This window comes from Devosia sp. (genome assembly GCF_028290435.1).
In the GTDB taxonomy this organism is placed as follows: Bacteria; Pseudomonadota; Alphaproteobacteria; order Rhizobiales; family Devosiaceae; genus Devosia.
Genome location: NZ_JAQGJV010000067.1, coordinates 1 through 13,127 on the forward strand (window position 1 = coordinate 1; position 13,127 = coordinate 13,127).

Annotated in this window: 11 protein-coding genes and 1 pseudogene; 4 read left to right on the top strand and 8 right to left on the bottom strand. The window is 62.9% G+C overall.

Annotation, left to right across the window (positions count from 1 at the left end; translation table 11 throughout):
* The 3 genes from betB to betI all read right to left on the bottom strand — a co-directional run.
* Positions 1-1,299 (bottom strand): betaine-aldehyde dehydrogenase (gene betB, locus JWP26_RS14655; RefSeq protein ID WP_299729082.1); only part of this gene is annotated, 1,299 nt, incomplete at its 3' end.
* Entirely contained in the window at positions 1,299-2,816 is a 1,518-nt protein-coding gene (betC, locus tag JWP26_RS14660) for a choline-sulfatase (RefSeq protein ID WP_299729085.1), read from the bottom strand. The genes betB and betC, both read right to left, overlap by 1 nt.
* Positions 2,809-3,402 carry a transcriptional regulator BetI gene (gene betI / locus JWP26_RS14665; protein WP_299729088.1) on the bottom strand — a complete coding sequence of 198 codons (594 nt, stop codon included), beginning with the start codon at positions 3,400-3,402 and terminating at the stop codon, positions 2,809-2,811. The genes betC and betI overlap by 8 nt, the downstream gene beginning before the upstream one ends.
* 113 nt (positions 3,403-3,515) lie before the next feature.
* On the opposite strand from betI, the gene choX reads away from it, so the two are divergent.
* From choX to choV, 3 genes are all read left to right on the top strand, one after another.
* Positions 3,516-4,442, top strand: a complete 927-nt coding sequence (choX, locus tag JWP26_RS14670) for a choline ABC transporter substrate-binding protein (protein ID WP_299729091.1) — start codon at positions 3,516-3,518, stop codon at positions 4,440-4,442.
* A gap of 128 nt (positions 4,443-4,570) precedes the next feature.
* Positions 4,571-5,404 (top strand): choline ABC transporter permease subunit, encoded by an 834-nt coding sequence (gene choW, locus JWP26_RS14675; RefSeq protein WP_299729094.1) that lies wholly within the window; start codon positions 4,571-4,573, stop codon positions 5,402-5,404.
* Between the two features lie 4 nt (positions 5,405-5,408).
* Entirely contained in the window at positions 5,409-6,458 is a 1,050-nt protein-coding gene (gene choV, locus JWP26_RS14680) for a choline ABC transporter ATP-binding protein (RefSeq protein WP_299729096.1), read from the top strand.
* 25 nt (positions 6,459-6,483) lie between these two features.
* Here the strand turns inward: choV and JWP26_RS14685 are convergent, their stop codons facing one another.
* Positions 6,484-7,593, bottom strand: coding sequence for a hybrid-cluster NAD(P)-dependent oxidoreductase (locus JWP26_RS14685; protein ID WP_299729098.1), 1,110 nt, complete (start codon positions 7,591-7,593; stop codon positions 6,484-6,486).
* Positions 7,590-8,846: an aromatic ring-hydroxylating dioxygenase subunit alpha gene (locus JWP26_RS14690; protein ID WP_299729100.1), complete on the bottom strand. Its 1,257-nt coding sequence runs from the start codon at positions 8,844-8,846 to the stop codon at positions 7,590-7,592. Before JWP26_RS14690 ends, JWP26_RS14685 begins: the two co-directional genes overlap by 4 nt.
* Before the next feature lie 140 nt (positions 8,847-8,986).
* Between JWP26_RS14690 and JWP26_RS14695 the strand changes: the two genes are divergently transcribed.
* Entirely contained in the window at positions 8,987-9,946 is a 960-nt protein-coding gene (locus JWP26_RS14695; RefSeq protein WP_367184142.1) for a GlxA family transcriptional regulator, read from the top strand.
* On the opposite strand, the gene JWP26_RS14700 is transcribed toward JWP26_RS14695, so the two are convergent.
* The 3 genes and pseudogenes from JWP26_RS14700 to JWP26_RS14710 form a co-directional block, all read right to left on the bottom strand.
* Complete coding sequence (locus tag JWP26_RS14700) at positions 9,943-10,452, bottom strand: prolyl-tRNA synthetase associated domain-containing protein (protein ID WP_299729102.1); 510 nt, start codon at positions 10,450-10,452, stop codon at positions 9,943-9,945. The genes JWP26_RS14695 and JWP26_RS14700 overlap by 4 nt on opposite strands.
* Before the next feature lie 20 nt (positions 10,453-10,472).
* Positions 10,473-11,030 (bottom strand): sarcosine oxidase subunit gamma, encoded by a 558-nt coding sequence (locus tag JWP26_RS14705; protein WP_299729104.1) that lies wholly within the window; start codon positions 11,028-11,030, stop codon positions 10,473-10,475.
* Between the two features lie 10 nt (positions 11,031-11,040).
* Positions 11,041-13,127, bottom strand: a pseudogene (locus JWP26_RS14710) (glycine cleavage T C-terminal barrel domain-containing protein); the annotation flags it as partial.

The window sequence follows — 13,127 nt, forward strand, 5'->3', positions numbered from 1 at the left end:
GCCGGCTTCGAGTTGGCCGATAACGCGGTGGGCGCGGGCCATGTCGGCGGTGAAGACACCGGCGGCGAGGCCGAATTGGGTAGCGTTGGCACGGGTGATGACGTCGGTCTCATCGGCGAAGCCGAGGACGGACATGACCGGGCCGAAGATTTCCTCGCGGGCGATGGTCATGTCGTCGGTGACATCGGCGAAGATTGTGGGTTCGACGTAAAAGCCGGAATTCTGGCTGGGGGGGACACGGCCGCCGATGAGGAGCTTGGCGCCTTCGGCCTTGCCGGTTTCGATATAGCCGAGGACTTTGTTGCGCTGGGCTTCGGAGACGAGTGGACCGACCTGGGTGGTCTCATCGAGCGGGTCGCCGATGATGGCGTTGGCAGTGCGCTTGACCAGGCGATCCAGGAAGGTGGGGCGGATGGCGTCGTGGACGAAGACGCGGGTGCCGTTGGAACAGACCTGGCCGGAGGAATAGAAATTGGCATTGATGGCGGCACTGACGGCGCTGTCGATATCGGCGTCGTCGAAGATGATGAGGGGCGACTTGCCGCCGAGTTCCATGGTGACGTGGCGCATGCCTTCGGCGGCGGCAGCATAGACCTTGCGGCCGGTGCCAATGGAGCCGGTGAGCGAGACTTTCGCCACGCGCGGGTCGGTGACAAGCGCCCCGCCGACATCGCCGTAACCCTGGACGACGTTGAACAGGCCGGCCGGTGCGCCGGCCTCGATGAGGATCTCGGCCAGCTTGAGGGCGCCAAGCGGAGTGGTTTCCGACGGCTTGAAGATCATGGCATTGCCGCAGGCGAGCGCGGGCGCGGCCTTCCAGCACGCGATCTGGGTGGGATAGTTCCAGGCGCCGATGCCGACGCAGACGCCGAGGGCTTCGCGGATGGTGTAGACGAAATCGCCGCCCAGCGGGATGGTTTCGCCGGTATCGGAGGCGATGAGGCCGCCGAAATATTCGAGCGCATCGGCGCCGGAAGCGGCGTCGGCGATTAGGGTTTCCTGGATGGGTTTGCCGGTATCGATGGTTTCGAGTTCGGAGAGTTCCTGGTTGCGGGTGCGCAGCATATCGGCGGCCTTGCGGAGGACGCGGCCACGGATCACGGGGCGGAGGGCGGCCCATTCCTTTTGCGCACGAACGGCCGAAGCGAGGGCCTGTTCGATGATGGCCGGGGTTGCCGAATGCAGGCGCGCGACGACTTCGCCGGTGGCCGGATAGATGCACTCGATCAGGCGGCCGGCGGGGTCATCGATATAGGCGCCATCGATGAAATGGCTGCCGGCGGGTTGGACATCGCGCATTATTCGCCCCTCGGGTAACGCTTGGAGGTTTCGAGGACATTGAGGTCCATATGGTTGCGCATGTAGCGCTCGGAGGCCTTTTGCAGCGGCTGGAAATCCCAGGGATAGTAGTCGCCGTTGCGCAAAGCTTCATAGACGAGATGGCGGCGGGCCTGGCTGGCGCGGACATCGGCATCAAACGCGGCCAATGCCCAGGTTTCGGCGACCTGTACTGCAAACCAGGCGGCCGTCGTGGCATGCGCGGGGTCAGCGGCAAGGTTGTTCAACTCGTGCGGATCGGCGGCGATATCGAACAGTTGCGGCGGATCGACCTCGCAGTGAATGTATTTCCACTGCTCCAGCCGCAGCCCGACCATGGGCGCGACCGAACCTTCGGCAGCATATTCCATGCGGACGGGGGAGAAGCGCGCCGCGCCATTAGCCAGCGGCACCAGCGATTCGCCATCGGTCCATTGCAGGACCGGGCCCATGTCGATGCCGGCGAGATTACACAGGGTGGGCGTGACATCCATGGTGCTCACCGGCGTGTCGATGCGTCCGGCAGGAAGCTGGGGCGCAGCGATCATCAGGGGGACCCGGGCGGAGCCTTCGAAGAAGTTCATCTTGAACCAGAGACCGCGCTCGCCGAGCATGTCGCCGTGGTCGGAGACGAACAGGATGATGGTATTTTCGGCCTGGCGCGTGCCATCGAGAGCAGCGAGGACGTCGCCGATCTTCTCGTCGATATAGGAGATATTGGCGAAATAGGCGCGACGGGAGCGGGCTATGTCATCGTCAGTCAGCGGGGAGGATTGGGCGTCGCTGGCGTCGAGCAGGCGGCGCGAATGCGGGTCCCGATCCGCATAGGCGATGGAGGTGACTTCGGGCGTCAGATGCTCGCAGTCCGCGTAGAGGTCCCAGTATTTCTGGCGCGCGACATAGGGATCGTGCGGGTGGGTGAAGCTGACGGTGAGCATCCAGGGGCGCGCATCGAGGCGGCGGCCGAGGTCGTGCACCTTGCGGACGGCGTTGAAGGCGACCTCATCGTCGAATTCGAGCTGGTTCGTGATCTCGGCCACCCCTGCCCCGGTGACGGAGCCGAGGTTGTGGTACCACCAGTCGATGCGCTCGCCGGGGCGGGTATAGTCCGGGGTCCAGCCGAAATCGGCCGGGTAGATGTCGGTGGTCAGGCGCTCCTCGAAACCGTGCATCTGGTCGGGACCGACGAAATGCATCTTGCCGCACAGCGTCGTGGCATAGCCGGCGCGGCGCAGGTGATGGGCGTAGGTGGGGATATCCGAGGTGAATTCGGCGGCGTTATCGTAGACGCGGGTGCTGTGGGGCAATTGGCCGGACATGAAGCTGGCGCGGCCGGGGGCACACAGCGGCGAGCCCGTATAGGTGTTGGCGAATCGTGCCGAGCGGGCGGCGAGCGCTTTGAGATTGGGCGCATGCAGCCAGTCGGCCGGGCCATCTGGAAACAGCGTGCCGTTGAGCTGGTCGACCATGAAAATCAGGATATTGGGCCGCTCAGCCATGCTTTGCGTTCCTGACGAGATAGAGTTCGAGATAGTCCATCACCAGCGCGCGCACCTCGGGCTGGGCCGGGGCGAAATCCTGCAAGGCATGGCGAATGTAGAAGCCGTCGATCAACGCGGCCATGCCCTGCGCGACCGACTGCGCGGTATCGACATCGAAAATCTGCCGCAGGTTAAACACCAGATTCGAGTGCAGCCGCCTTGCGTAAATCTGTAGGAGGCGGCTGGCTTCCTCGGATTGAAGGGCACGGACGTAGAACGTCAGCCAGGAGGCGACGACTTCGGGCTGAAACTGGTCGGGGGCAAAACTAGCGTCTATGATGGCGTGGATGCGACCCAGTGGCGTGCGGACGCTGGCCAGCCGGCGGCGCACGCTTTCGCCATAGAGCTTGAGGATGTGGCGCATCGCAGCCAGGAACATCTGGTCCTTGGAGCCGAAATAGTGGTGGGCCAAAGCGGGTGACATCCCTGCCCGGCGCGCGATCTGGCTGACCGTGACGTCGAGGCTGCCCGCTTCGCCGATCTCGACGATGGCCGCCTCGATCATCGCTTTTCGGCGGACCGCTTCTGCACCGATTTTCGGCATTTTCGTGGGCTGCTCACAATTTGAGTTTACATTTGTGATTGTCTCGCTTTTGATTGAGCCGTCAATCAAGAAAAAGACTTTCGCCCAAAACCCGCAATCAGGAGAGACGGACTATGAAAAAGACTAGCCTTACTCTGACCAGCGCCATCGCGCTGTCGCTGCTCGCGGGCGTTGCGCACGCCGCAGATTGCAGCACCGTGAAATTTTCCGACGTCGGCTGGACCGACATCACCACCACCACCTCGACAACCAAGCAGATTCTCGAAGCGCTCGGCTACAAGGTCGACGTCAAGGTGCTGTCGGTGCCGGTGACCTATGCCTCGCTCGACAGCGACGACGTGGATATCTTCCTTGGCAACTGGATGCCGGCCCAGGCTGGCGCGATCCAGCCCTATCTCGACAGCGGCGAAATCGAGAACGTGGCGACCAACCTGACCGGGACCATCTACACCCTGGCGGTGCCCGCCTATACCTATGACAAGGGCCTGACCGACTATTCCAAAATCCATGAGTTCGCCGCTTCGCTCGACAACAAGATCTACGGCATCGAGCCCGGCAATGAGGGCAATGGCTATCTGATCAGCCTGGTCGACGCCAACAAGTTCGATCTTGGGGGCTTCAAGGTGGTGGAAAGCTCCGAGCAAGGGATGCTCGCCGAAGTCGACCGCGACGTGAAGGACAATAAGGACGTGGTGTTCCTGGGATGGGAACCCCATCCGATGAACGCCAAGTTCCCACTGAAATATCTGACCGGCGGCGAAGACTTCTTCGGCGGCGAAGGCGTGGTCAACACGGTGACCCGCAAGGGTTATGCCGCCGAGTGCCCCAATGTCGGCAAGCTGCTGACCAATCTCAAGTTCTCGTTGCCGATGGAGAACGAAATCATGGGCAAGATCCTCGACGACGGCGTCGAAGCGGACGAAGCCACGATGACCTGGATGAAGGCCAATTCCGACGTGGTGTTGGGCTGGGTCGCCGGCGTGACGACGCTGGATGGCGGCGACGGTGTGGCCGCCATGAAAGCGGCGCTCGGCGTCTAAGCCAAGCAATCATCAGCCCGGTCCTTGCGACCGGGCTGATTTGTTTTTAACGTCCGTCCGGAAACTCCACTGGGTCGGCCCAGCGAATTCTCAAACGGACTCTGAGCCTGCAATGCCGGGGGCGCCGCATGGATTGGCTGACAGACAACAAGATTCCGGTCGGCAAATGGGCCAGCGCGGTCTTCAATTTCCTCAAAGATAACTTCTCCGGGTTCTTCGACTCGGTGGCAGCGGGCGCCGAGGGACTGATCGGCGGGCTCCTGTGGCTGTTTCAGACGCCGCATCCGCTGGTGATCATCGCAATATTCCTCGCATTGACCTGGTACTTGCAGCGCAAATGGACCACGTGCCTGCTGGTGCTGGTCGGCTTCCTGTTCATCCTCAACCAGGGGTATTGGGAAGAAACCACCGAGAGCCTGACGCTGGTGATTTCGGCCTGCATCGTCTGCATGGCGATCGGCGTCCCCGTCGGCATCGGGCTGGCGCATCGGCCGCGGCTCTACCAGGCCGTGCAGCCACTGCTCGACCTGATGCAGACGCTACCGACCTTCGTTTACCTCATTCCCGCCATCGTGTTCTTCGGTATTGGCATGGTGCCCGGCCTGATTGCCACGGTGATCTTCGTGCTGCCGGCGCCGATCCGCATGACCTATCTGGGCATTTCGACGACGCCCCCGGCGCTGCTCGAAGCGGTCGACGCCTTTGGCGGCACGGCCAGCCAGAAGCTGTGGAAAGTCGAGCTGCCCTACAGCCTGCCGCAGATCATGGCGGGGCTGAACCAGACCATCATGCTGTCGCTGTCCATGGTTGTGGTGGCGGCGCTCGTCGGTGCCGATGGCCTCGGCGTGCCGGTGGTGCGCGCTCTCAACTCGGTCAATACTGCCCTCGGCTTCGAGAGCGGCTTCATCATCGTCGTCGTGGCCATCATCCTCGACCGGATGCTGCGGATCAAACAGAGGTAGACCCATGGAAGACGCCGTCATCTTCAACAAGGTCAACATCGTTTTCGGCCCCAATCCGGAACTGGCCCTGCCCCTGATGGACAAGGGCATGACGCGCAGTGATATCCGCAAAGAGACAGGCCAGATTCTGGGCGTCCACGACTGCTCGCTGACCGTCAAGACCGGCGAAATCCTGGTGCTGATGGGCCTGTCCGGCTCCGGCAAATCGACGCTGCTGCGCGCCGTCAACGGGCTCAACCCGGTGGTGCGCGGCGCGGTGCGGATCAATGATGGCCCCTGGAGCGTCGATCCGGCAGCGTGCTCGCGCCAGGACCTGCTGCGGCTGCGGCGCAAGACGGTGGCCATGGTGTTCCAGCAGTTCGGCCTGCTGCCATGGCGCACAGTGCTGGACAATGTCGCATTGGGCCTGGAACTGGGCGGCATGCCCAAGGCGCAACGCGAGGATAAGGTGCGCACGCAGCTGGAACTCGTCGGGTTGACCGACTGGGCCCAGCGCCATGTGAGCGAACTCTCCGGCGGCATGCAGCAGCGCGTCGGGCTGGCGCGGGCCTTTGCCACCGATGCGCCGATCCTGCTGATGGACGAGCCATTCTCGGCACTCGATCCGCTGATTCGTGCGCGGCTGCAGGATGAGCTGCTGGAGCTGCAGGCCAAACTCAAGCGGACGATCATCTTCGTCAGCCACGATCTCGATGAAGCGTTCAAACTGGGTGACCGCATTGCGCTGATGGAGGGCGGGCGAATCGTGCAATGCGGTACGCCACAGGAGATCATCGCCAGCCCGGTCGACGACTATGTCGAGGATTTCGTCGCGCATATGAACCCGCTCAACGTGCTGCGAGCCATGGACATCATGTCGCCTGAAATCGGCAGTGGCGTGAATGCTGTGCCCGCAGACAGTCCCCTTGCCGCCGTTATCGAACAATTGTCCGCGGGCGCACCGTCGGTTTGCGTCAGGGGCGCGGACGGGCAACTGGTCGGCAGCATTTTCAGCCAGAACGTCGTCGCGGCGCTGCGCAGTAAACCGGTGCGCGCTGGAAGTGGCGTGCACTAAGATACCGAGCGTGTAGCTCGCCGGTTTAGCGTTCGATCACCAGGTCGCTGGTGGGTTTGGAGCAGCACAGCAGCACCATGCCGGCGTCGATCTCGCGCTGGCGGATGCCGCCCTGGTGGGTCATGTCGACCGAGCCCGAGACCTTCTTGGACTTGCAGGTGCCGCACATGCCCTGTGTACACGACGAGGGCAGCCGCATGCCGGCGCGCTTTGCGGCCTCCAGCACGAACATGTTTTCGGGCACTTCGATTGAGCGGCGGGTCTTGGTGAACTCGACCTTGAAGGTCTTGACCGGGACGTCGAGGTTTTCGGCAACCTCGGCGACCAGCACCTCGGACTGCTCGGACTTGGTCAACTCGGCGAAATTGAAGCTTTCCTCGTGGTAGCGCTTCATGTCGAAACCGGCGGCTTCCAGCATGGCGCGCACGGCGGCCATATAGGGCGCAGGACCGCAGACGAAGATTTCGCGGGTGAGGAAATCGGGCGCGATCAGCGACAGCATCGGCGTCGACAGGCGTCCGCGCAGCCCGCTGGAGGGCGCATGCGGCGTAACGGCCTCGACCACGGGGGCGAAACGGAAATTGGGATTGAGCCGCGCCATCATTTCCAGCTCGTCGCGGAAGATGATGTCGGCACTGGTACGCGCCGAATGGACGAAGACGATGTCCTTGGGATCTGCCAGGTCGTGGAAGGTGCGCGCCATCGACATCAGCGGGGTAATGCCGCTGCCGCCGGAGAGAAACAGGTAGCGCGCCGCCGGATGGGAGAAGCAGGTGAAATCGCCCATCGGGCCGAGGGCCTTGAGGCGGACGCCGGGCTTGAGATTGTCGTGCAGCCAGTTCGAGACCGGCCCATTGGGCACGCGCTTGACGGTAAGCGAAATGGTGTCCGGCCGGGTCGGCGCTGCCGAAATCGTATAGCAGCGGTGGATGGTCTCGCCGCCGATCTCGAAGCTGTAGGTCATGAACTGACCGGGCTGGTAGCTGAACCGGCGCGGCGACAGCGGTTTCAGCATGAAGGTTTTGACGTCGTGCGTCTCCTCCCGCACGGCCTGGCACACCAGAATCTCGTCGGCGTCGCTGTCCCAGCTTTCGCTGGCCAGTTGCAATGTGGGGACGCCGTTCATGGCGCTCATAGGCCCATATGCTCAGTCATGCGGCCGATGTACCAACGCTGGAATTTCTCCACCAGCATCTCGGTATTGGGAGAATAAGGACCAGGCTCATAGGCGGGGTTTTGAGCGCCGCTCTGGCACATTTCAACCAGAGCCGCGTCCTGGCCGTTAGTGGCGGTCCAAACCTCGATCAGGTTGGCGAGGTCGTAGTCGACGCCCTCGACCGCATCCTTGTTGACCAGCCACTTGGTGCGCACCAGCGTCTTGCCCGCTTCGAGGGGGAAGGTCGCAAAGGTCACGATGTGGTCGCCGAGGAAGTGGTGCCAGGAATTGGGCTGGGTCCAGAACGAGAGGCCACCGAGCTTGGCATTGGTGAAGGCACCCAGCGGCAGTCGGCAGGCAGCGCGGGTATCCATGGTATGGCTCTCGCCATTTCCATCGAGCGGCAGGCGCTCGGTGCGGAAACCGGTGACGCGGGTATCGAGTTCCTCGATTTCGCGCGATGGCAGGCCCATGCTCTCCCACTCGGCATGGCTGGTCTGGCGCAGCTTGTCATAGCGCTGCGCATTTTCCAGATCGATCGGGTCCAATTCCTCGGGCGCAAAGCCGAAGCCATAGGCAAACAGCGGCACCGTCAGTTCGGGATGGTTGGCCTCGCAGTGATAGCACTCGCGATTGTTTTCGATGGTGAGCTTCCAGTTGCCCATCTCGATCAGGTCGCTCTGATAGGCGATCTTGGTGTCGCGCACTTTGTGCGGCGCGATGTAAGGCCCCATGCGGGCGGCCATGTCGTCGAAATCCTCCGGCGGATTATCGGACAGGCAGATGAACAGCAGGCCTTCGAGCGAGCGCAGGTTGACCAGCTTCAGCCCTTTGCAGGAGCGGTCGAAATCCGCGCCCATATGCGGCGCATGGACCAGGTTGCCTTCGAGGTTATAGGTCCACGAATGGTAGCGGCAGACCAGGTTGCCGACCGTGGTCTTTTCCTCGTCGATCAGCCGCGCGCCGCGATGGCGGCATACATTGTGGAAGGCTTTGACGTTGTTGTCGTCGTCGCGGACGATGAGGACGGAGTTCTTGCCGATATCGACCGTCATCACGTCGCCGGGCTCGGCCACGTCGGGCTCGACGCCGACATAAATCCAGTGGCGCGAAAAGATCATGTCCATATCCGCATCGAAAATCTCTGGCGAGGTATAGAATGGGGCATCGAGGCTATGGCCGGGCTTGCGGCCATGCACGAGGCGGGCAAGGAGCGAGGCTTTGTCGAGCATCTGGCGTCTCTCCTCAACAGAGACACGAGGCGGAAATCGTCCTCGCTAGGGGTTCAGAGTTGCCGTTTTTCGCCGCGTTGTCTTGATGCGGGGCGACAGCTGCTTTAGATTTTACGACATTATGTTCATGGGGTGGCGTGGTGCATAGCGGTTCTGGTCCCCAGGTCTTTGGCTTCATGCTCACCGAGCAGTTCTCGATGATCGCTTTTACCGCAGCGCTCGAACCGTTGCGGCTGGCCAATCGCGCGACGGGTCGCAAGCTCTACGAATGGCATCTCTACTCGGCGGATGGCCTCACCGCTGAAGCCTCCAATGGCGTGCGGGTCAACGTGGACAAGTCGTTTCGCGACGCGCCGAACATGGATGCCGTGGTGGTTTGTGCCGGCGTCGACGTGCAACTGATCGACCACCGCGACCTCATTTCAGTGGTGCGGCGGCTAACCAAGTTTGGAGCATCGCCGGGGGCGGTCTGTACGGGCACCTATGTGCTGGCCCAGGCCGGGTTGCTGGATGGCTATCGCTGCACTATCCACTGGGAAAACCGGCCCGGAATCCGGGCGGATTTCCCCGACCTCGATATTGGCGAGGAATTGTTCGAGATCGACCGGGACCGCTTCACCTGCGCCGGTGGCGTGGCGGCGGCGGATATGATGCTGTCGCTGATCAAGCGCGATCATGGCGAGGCGGTTTCGAGCGCGGTGACCGATCAGTTGATCCACCACCGCATTCGCGAAGCGAGCGAGCGGCAGCGCATGGATATGCGGACGCGGCTCGGCGTGGCCGATCCCAAGCTGCTGCGCATCATCTCGCTGATGGAGCGCTCGATCGAGCGACCGCTAACCATCGCGGAATTTGCTCGAGGTGTCGCTTTGTCACCGCGGCAGCTGGAGCGGCTGTTCCTCAAGCATCTGGGGACTTCGCCCAACCGGCACTATATCAAGATCAGGCTCGACCACGCCTCCCACCTGCTGCGGCAGACGCGCATGCCCATTCTCGACGTGGCGATGGCCAGCGGGTTCAGTTCTGCGTCGTATTTCTCACAAAGCTATCTCGACCATTTCGGGCACAGCCCGAGCAGCGAGCGGAAAGCCGCGGTCTAAGCGCTGGCCAGCGTATCGAAGTCGACGATTTCCGGGCGGTGGCCGGTTGCGGTGACAAGCTTGACCAGTTCGTGGCTGGTCAGCGAGACGGTGGCCGTATTGGTCAGCGGATGAACCGTGATGCGCGGCTGGGCCAGCATGTCCTTGGCAAGGACGAGCTGGACCGCGTTGGCTTTGTCATTGATCAGCGCGAGTGGGCTGACCGAGCCCTGGACCACGCCAAGCGCCTCAAACAGCGTCTCGGCGCTGGCGAAGGAGAATTTCTTGGCGCCGACGTGAGCCGCCAGGGCCTTGAGGTCGAGGCGGCGATCGGTGGGGACGCAGACGAGCCAGAGACCGCCCTTGGCGCCTTTCAGCAGGAGGTTCTTGGTGTGCACGCCTTCGAGCGCGGACCAGAACGGAAGCGCCTCCTCCACCGTGTGAACGGGAGGATGCTCGATGGCGATGGGCGTAATCCCGAGCTGGGCGAAAAGGGCATCGAGGGCAGCGCTCGCTTCGGTCGTCATAGGTTTTCCTTTTGAAGGCGTCAGACGCCAAGCTCGATTTCGCGGCAGATGCCGGCCAGCAGGTTCCAGACGTGGTCGGAAAACGAATTCCAGACTTCGACGCGGAAGCTGTCCTGCCCTTCGCGCAGCAGGATGATCTGCACCCTATCGATGATGGTGCGGCAGCCACTGCCGACAGGCATGGCGGCAATGTCGAAGGCTATGCTGGCCTGGAGCGCGAGGACCGCAGCCGGGCCTTCGACCGCAATGCCGACTTCGCGGTGGCTGACATCGACTAGGCTGTGGATCGTGGTGGCGTAAAGCGCTGCAAAGGCGCTCTCGATGGCGTCCTGCTCGGTGAGCGGTGCGATGAGATACCATTCATCGGGACCGATGCAGGTGGCGATGCGTCCGAAACCGGAGACCAGGCCACCGATGGTCGGCGGCAGGCTAGCGCCCCACACACTTGATGCTGCAGCCAGGTTTTGCGGATCGATGCGCAGGATGAAGCGGGCGCCGTCTTCGACCGGGCGGATGTTGACGCGAGCCTGTGCGCCCGGGAGCGCGCGTTCGGCCAGAGGATGATGGGTCTGCATCATTGTCTGCTCCTTAAGCGCTGAGGCGCGTGTTTTCGGGATCGATGAAGACGGTGCTGGTGACTTGCGCCTGCAGGGTGCCGTCCGGCATCGGAATGTGGACGGTCTCGCCCATGCGGGCATTGCCGCCCTCGATCACCGCCAGGGCAATGGACCGGTCCAGCGACACGCTCCAATAAGAGGACGTGACGTGGCCAACCATCTTCATCGGCACGGACTGGTTGGGGTCGAGCACGATCTGGGCCCCCTCCTCCAGCACTACCTTTGGGTCGGCGGTGAGCAGGCCCACCAATTGCTTGCGGTCGGGCTTGAGCATGTCCGGACGGGCCAGCGAGCGCTTGCCGACGAAATCGGGCTTGGCCTTGCCGATGGCCCAGCCGAGGCCGGCGTCATCGGGGGTCAGCGTGCCATCGGTATCCTGGCCGACGATGATGTAGCCCTTTTCCGCACGCAGGACGTGCATGGTCTCGGTGCCATAGGGCGTGACGCCATAGTGTTGGCCGGCTTCGATCAGCTTTTCCCAGATGGCCCGGCCATAGTGGGCCGGCACGTTGACTTCATAACCGCGTTCGCCGGTAAAGCTCATGCGGAACAGCCGTGTCGGCACGCCGCAAATTTTGCCGCTGGCGACCGACATGTGCGGGAACGCCTCTTCCGACAGATCGATGCCCTCGACCAGCGGCGCCAGCAGATTGCGGGCATTGGGGCCATTGATGGCGATGACCGACCACTGCTCGGTGGTCGAGGTGAGCCAGACCTTGAGGTCGGGGAATTCGGTCTGCAGATAGTCTTCCATCATGTTGAGCACGCGGGCAGCGCCGCCGGTGGTGGTGGTGACATGGAAGCGGTCGGTTGCCAGGCGGCCGATGACGCCATCGTCCCGAATGAAGCCATCTTCACCCAGCAGCACGCCATAGCGGCAGCGACCGGGCTGAAGCTTGCTTCAGGGATTGGTGTACATGCGATTGAGGAATTCGGCGGCGTCGGGGCCGACGATCTCGATCTTGCCCAGGGTCGAGGCGTCGAAAATGCCCAGCGAGTCGCGGGTCGCCTTGCATTCGCGTGCCACCGCGGCATGCATGTCTTCGCCGGGCTTGGGGAAATACCAGGCGCGGCGCCACAGGGCGACAGGCTCGAACACGGCGCCCTTTTCCTGCGCCCAGGCATCGATCGAGGTCTTGCGGGTGACGTCGAACAGGCCACCACGGCTATAGCCGGCGAAAGCCCCGAACGTGGTTGGCGTATAGGGCGGGCGGAAGGTGGTGAGGCCGACGGCGGGAGCCTGGCGCTGCACGGCGTCGGCGGCAATGGCGAGGCCGTTGATGTTAGATGTCTTGCCCTGATCGGTCGCCATGCCGGTGGTGGTATAGCGCTTGATATGCTCGATGGACTTGAAGCCTTCGCGCACGGCAAGGCGGATGTCCTTGGCGGTGACGTCATTCTGGAAATCGACAAAGGCCTTGGCCGTCGACGGGTTCTTGTCGGTCGGCAGTTCCCGGCTGCTGATGCCGGTCATGTCGAGCTCGTCGCTGACGGCATAGGCCGAGGCCGTGCCGGTGAAACCGGCATCAGCAGCGGCGGCGACGCCGGCCTCTGCGCCTTCGGCCAGCACCTTGGCCAGGCCGAAATTGCCGTTACCGGCACCGGCGCAGCGGCTTTGTTCGATATGCTTGGCCGGCAGGAAGACCTGCGCGTCTTCACGCCATTCCAGCTTGCCCTGGGTGTGGGAGAACAGGTGCAGGCTGGGGTTCCAGCCGCCGCTCATCAGCAGGGCGTCGCAGGCAAATTCGCGGGCCTGACTGCCATCGATCGGCTTGGCACGGAGCGATGAGATGCGCAGACGGCCCTTGGTGCCGGTGACGGTCCAGCCGAGCAGCACGTCGATCCCTAGCGCCGAGGCACTCGCCGTGAGATGGGCCGGAACGGTGGGGCGGATATCGATGATGGCCGCGACCTTGACGCCGGCGCGGGCTAGATCGAAGGCCGCGAGCCAGGCACTGTCATGCGAGGTCACGACGACCGGGCTGTCGCCAACCTTGACGCCGTAGCGGTTGAGATAGCTACGCGCAGAGCCGGCCAGCATGACACCGGGGCGATCAT

What these genes read in the sequence shown, in the direction of transcription:
- betC (WP_299729085.1), bottom strand. Translation starts at nt 2,816, where the DNA reads ATGGCTGAGCGGCCCAATATCCTGATTTTCATGGTCGACCAGCTCAAC.
- JWP26_RS14685 (WP_299729098.1), bottom strand. Translation starts at nt 7,593, where the DNA reads ATGAGCGCCATGAACGGCGTCCCCACATTGCAACTGGCCAGCGAAAGC.
- choX (WP_299729091.1), top strand. Translation starts at nt 3,516, where the DNA reads ATGAAAAAGACTAGCCTTACTCTGACCAGCGCCATCGCGCTGTCGCTG.
- JWP26_RS14705 (WP_299729104.1), bottom strand. Translation starts at nt 11,030, where the DNA reads ATGATGCAGACCCATCATCCTCTGGCCGAACGCGCGCTCCCGGGCGCA.
- betI (WP_299729088.1), bottom strand. Translation starts at nt 3,402, where the DNA reads ATGCCGAAAATCGGTGCAGAAGCGGTCCGCCGAAAAGCGATGATCGAG.
- JWP26_RS14700 (WP_299729102.1), bottom strand. Translation starts at nt 10,452, where the DNA reads ATGACGACCGAAGCGAGCGCTGCCCTCGATGCCCTTTTCGCCCAGCTC.
- choV (WP_299729096.1), top strand. Translation starts at nt 5,409, where the DNA reads ATGGAAGACGCCGTCATCTTCAACAAGGTCAACATCGTTTTCGGCCCC.
- JWP26_RS14690 (WP_299729100.1), bottom strand. Translation starts at nt 8,846, where the DNA reads ATGCTCGACAAAGCCTCGCTCCTTGCCCGCCTCGTGCATGGCCGCAAG.
- choW (WP_299729094.1), top strand. Translation starts at nt 4,571, where the DNA reads ATGGATTGGCTGACAGACAACAAGATTCCGGTCGGCAAATGGGCCAGC.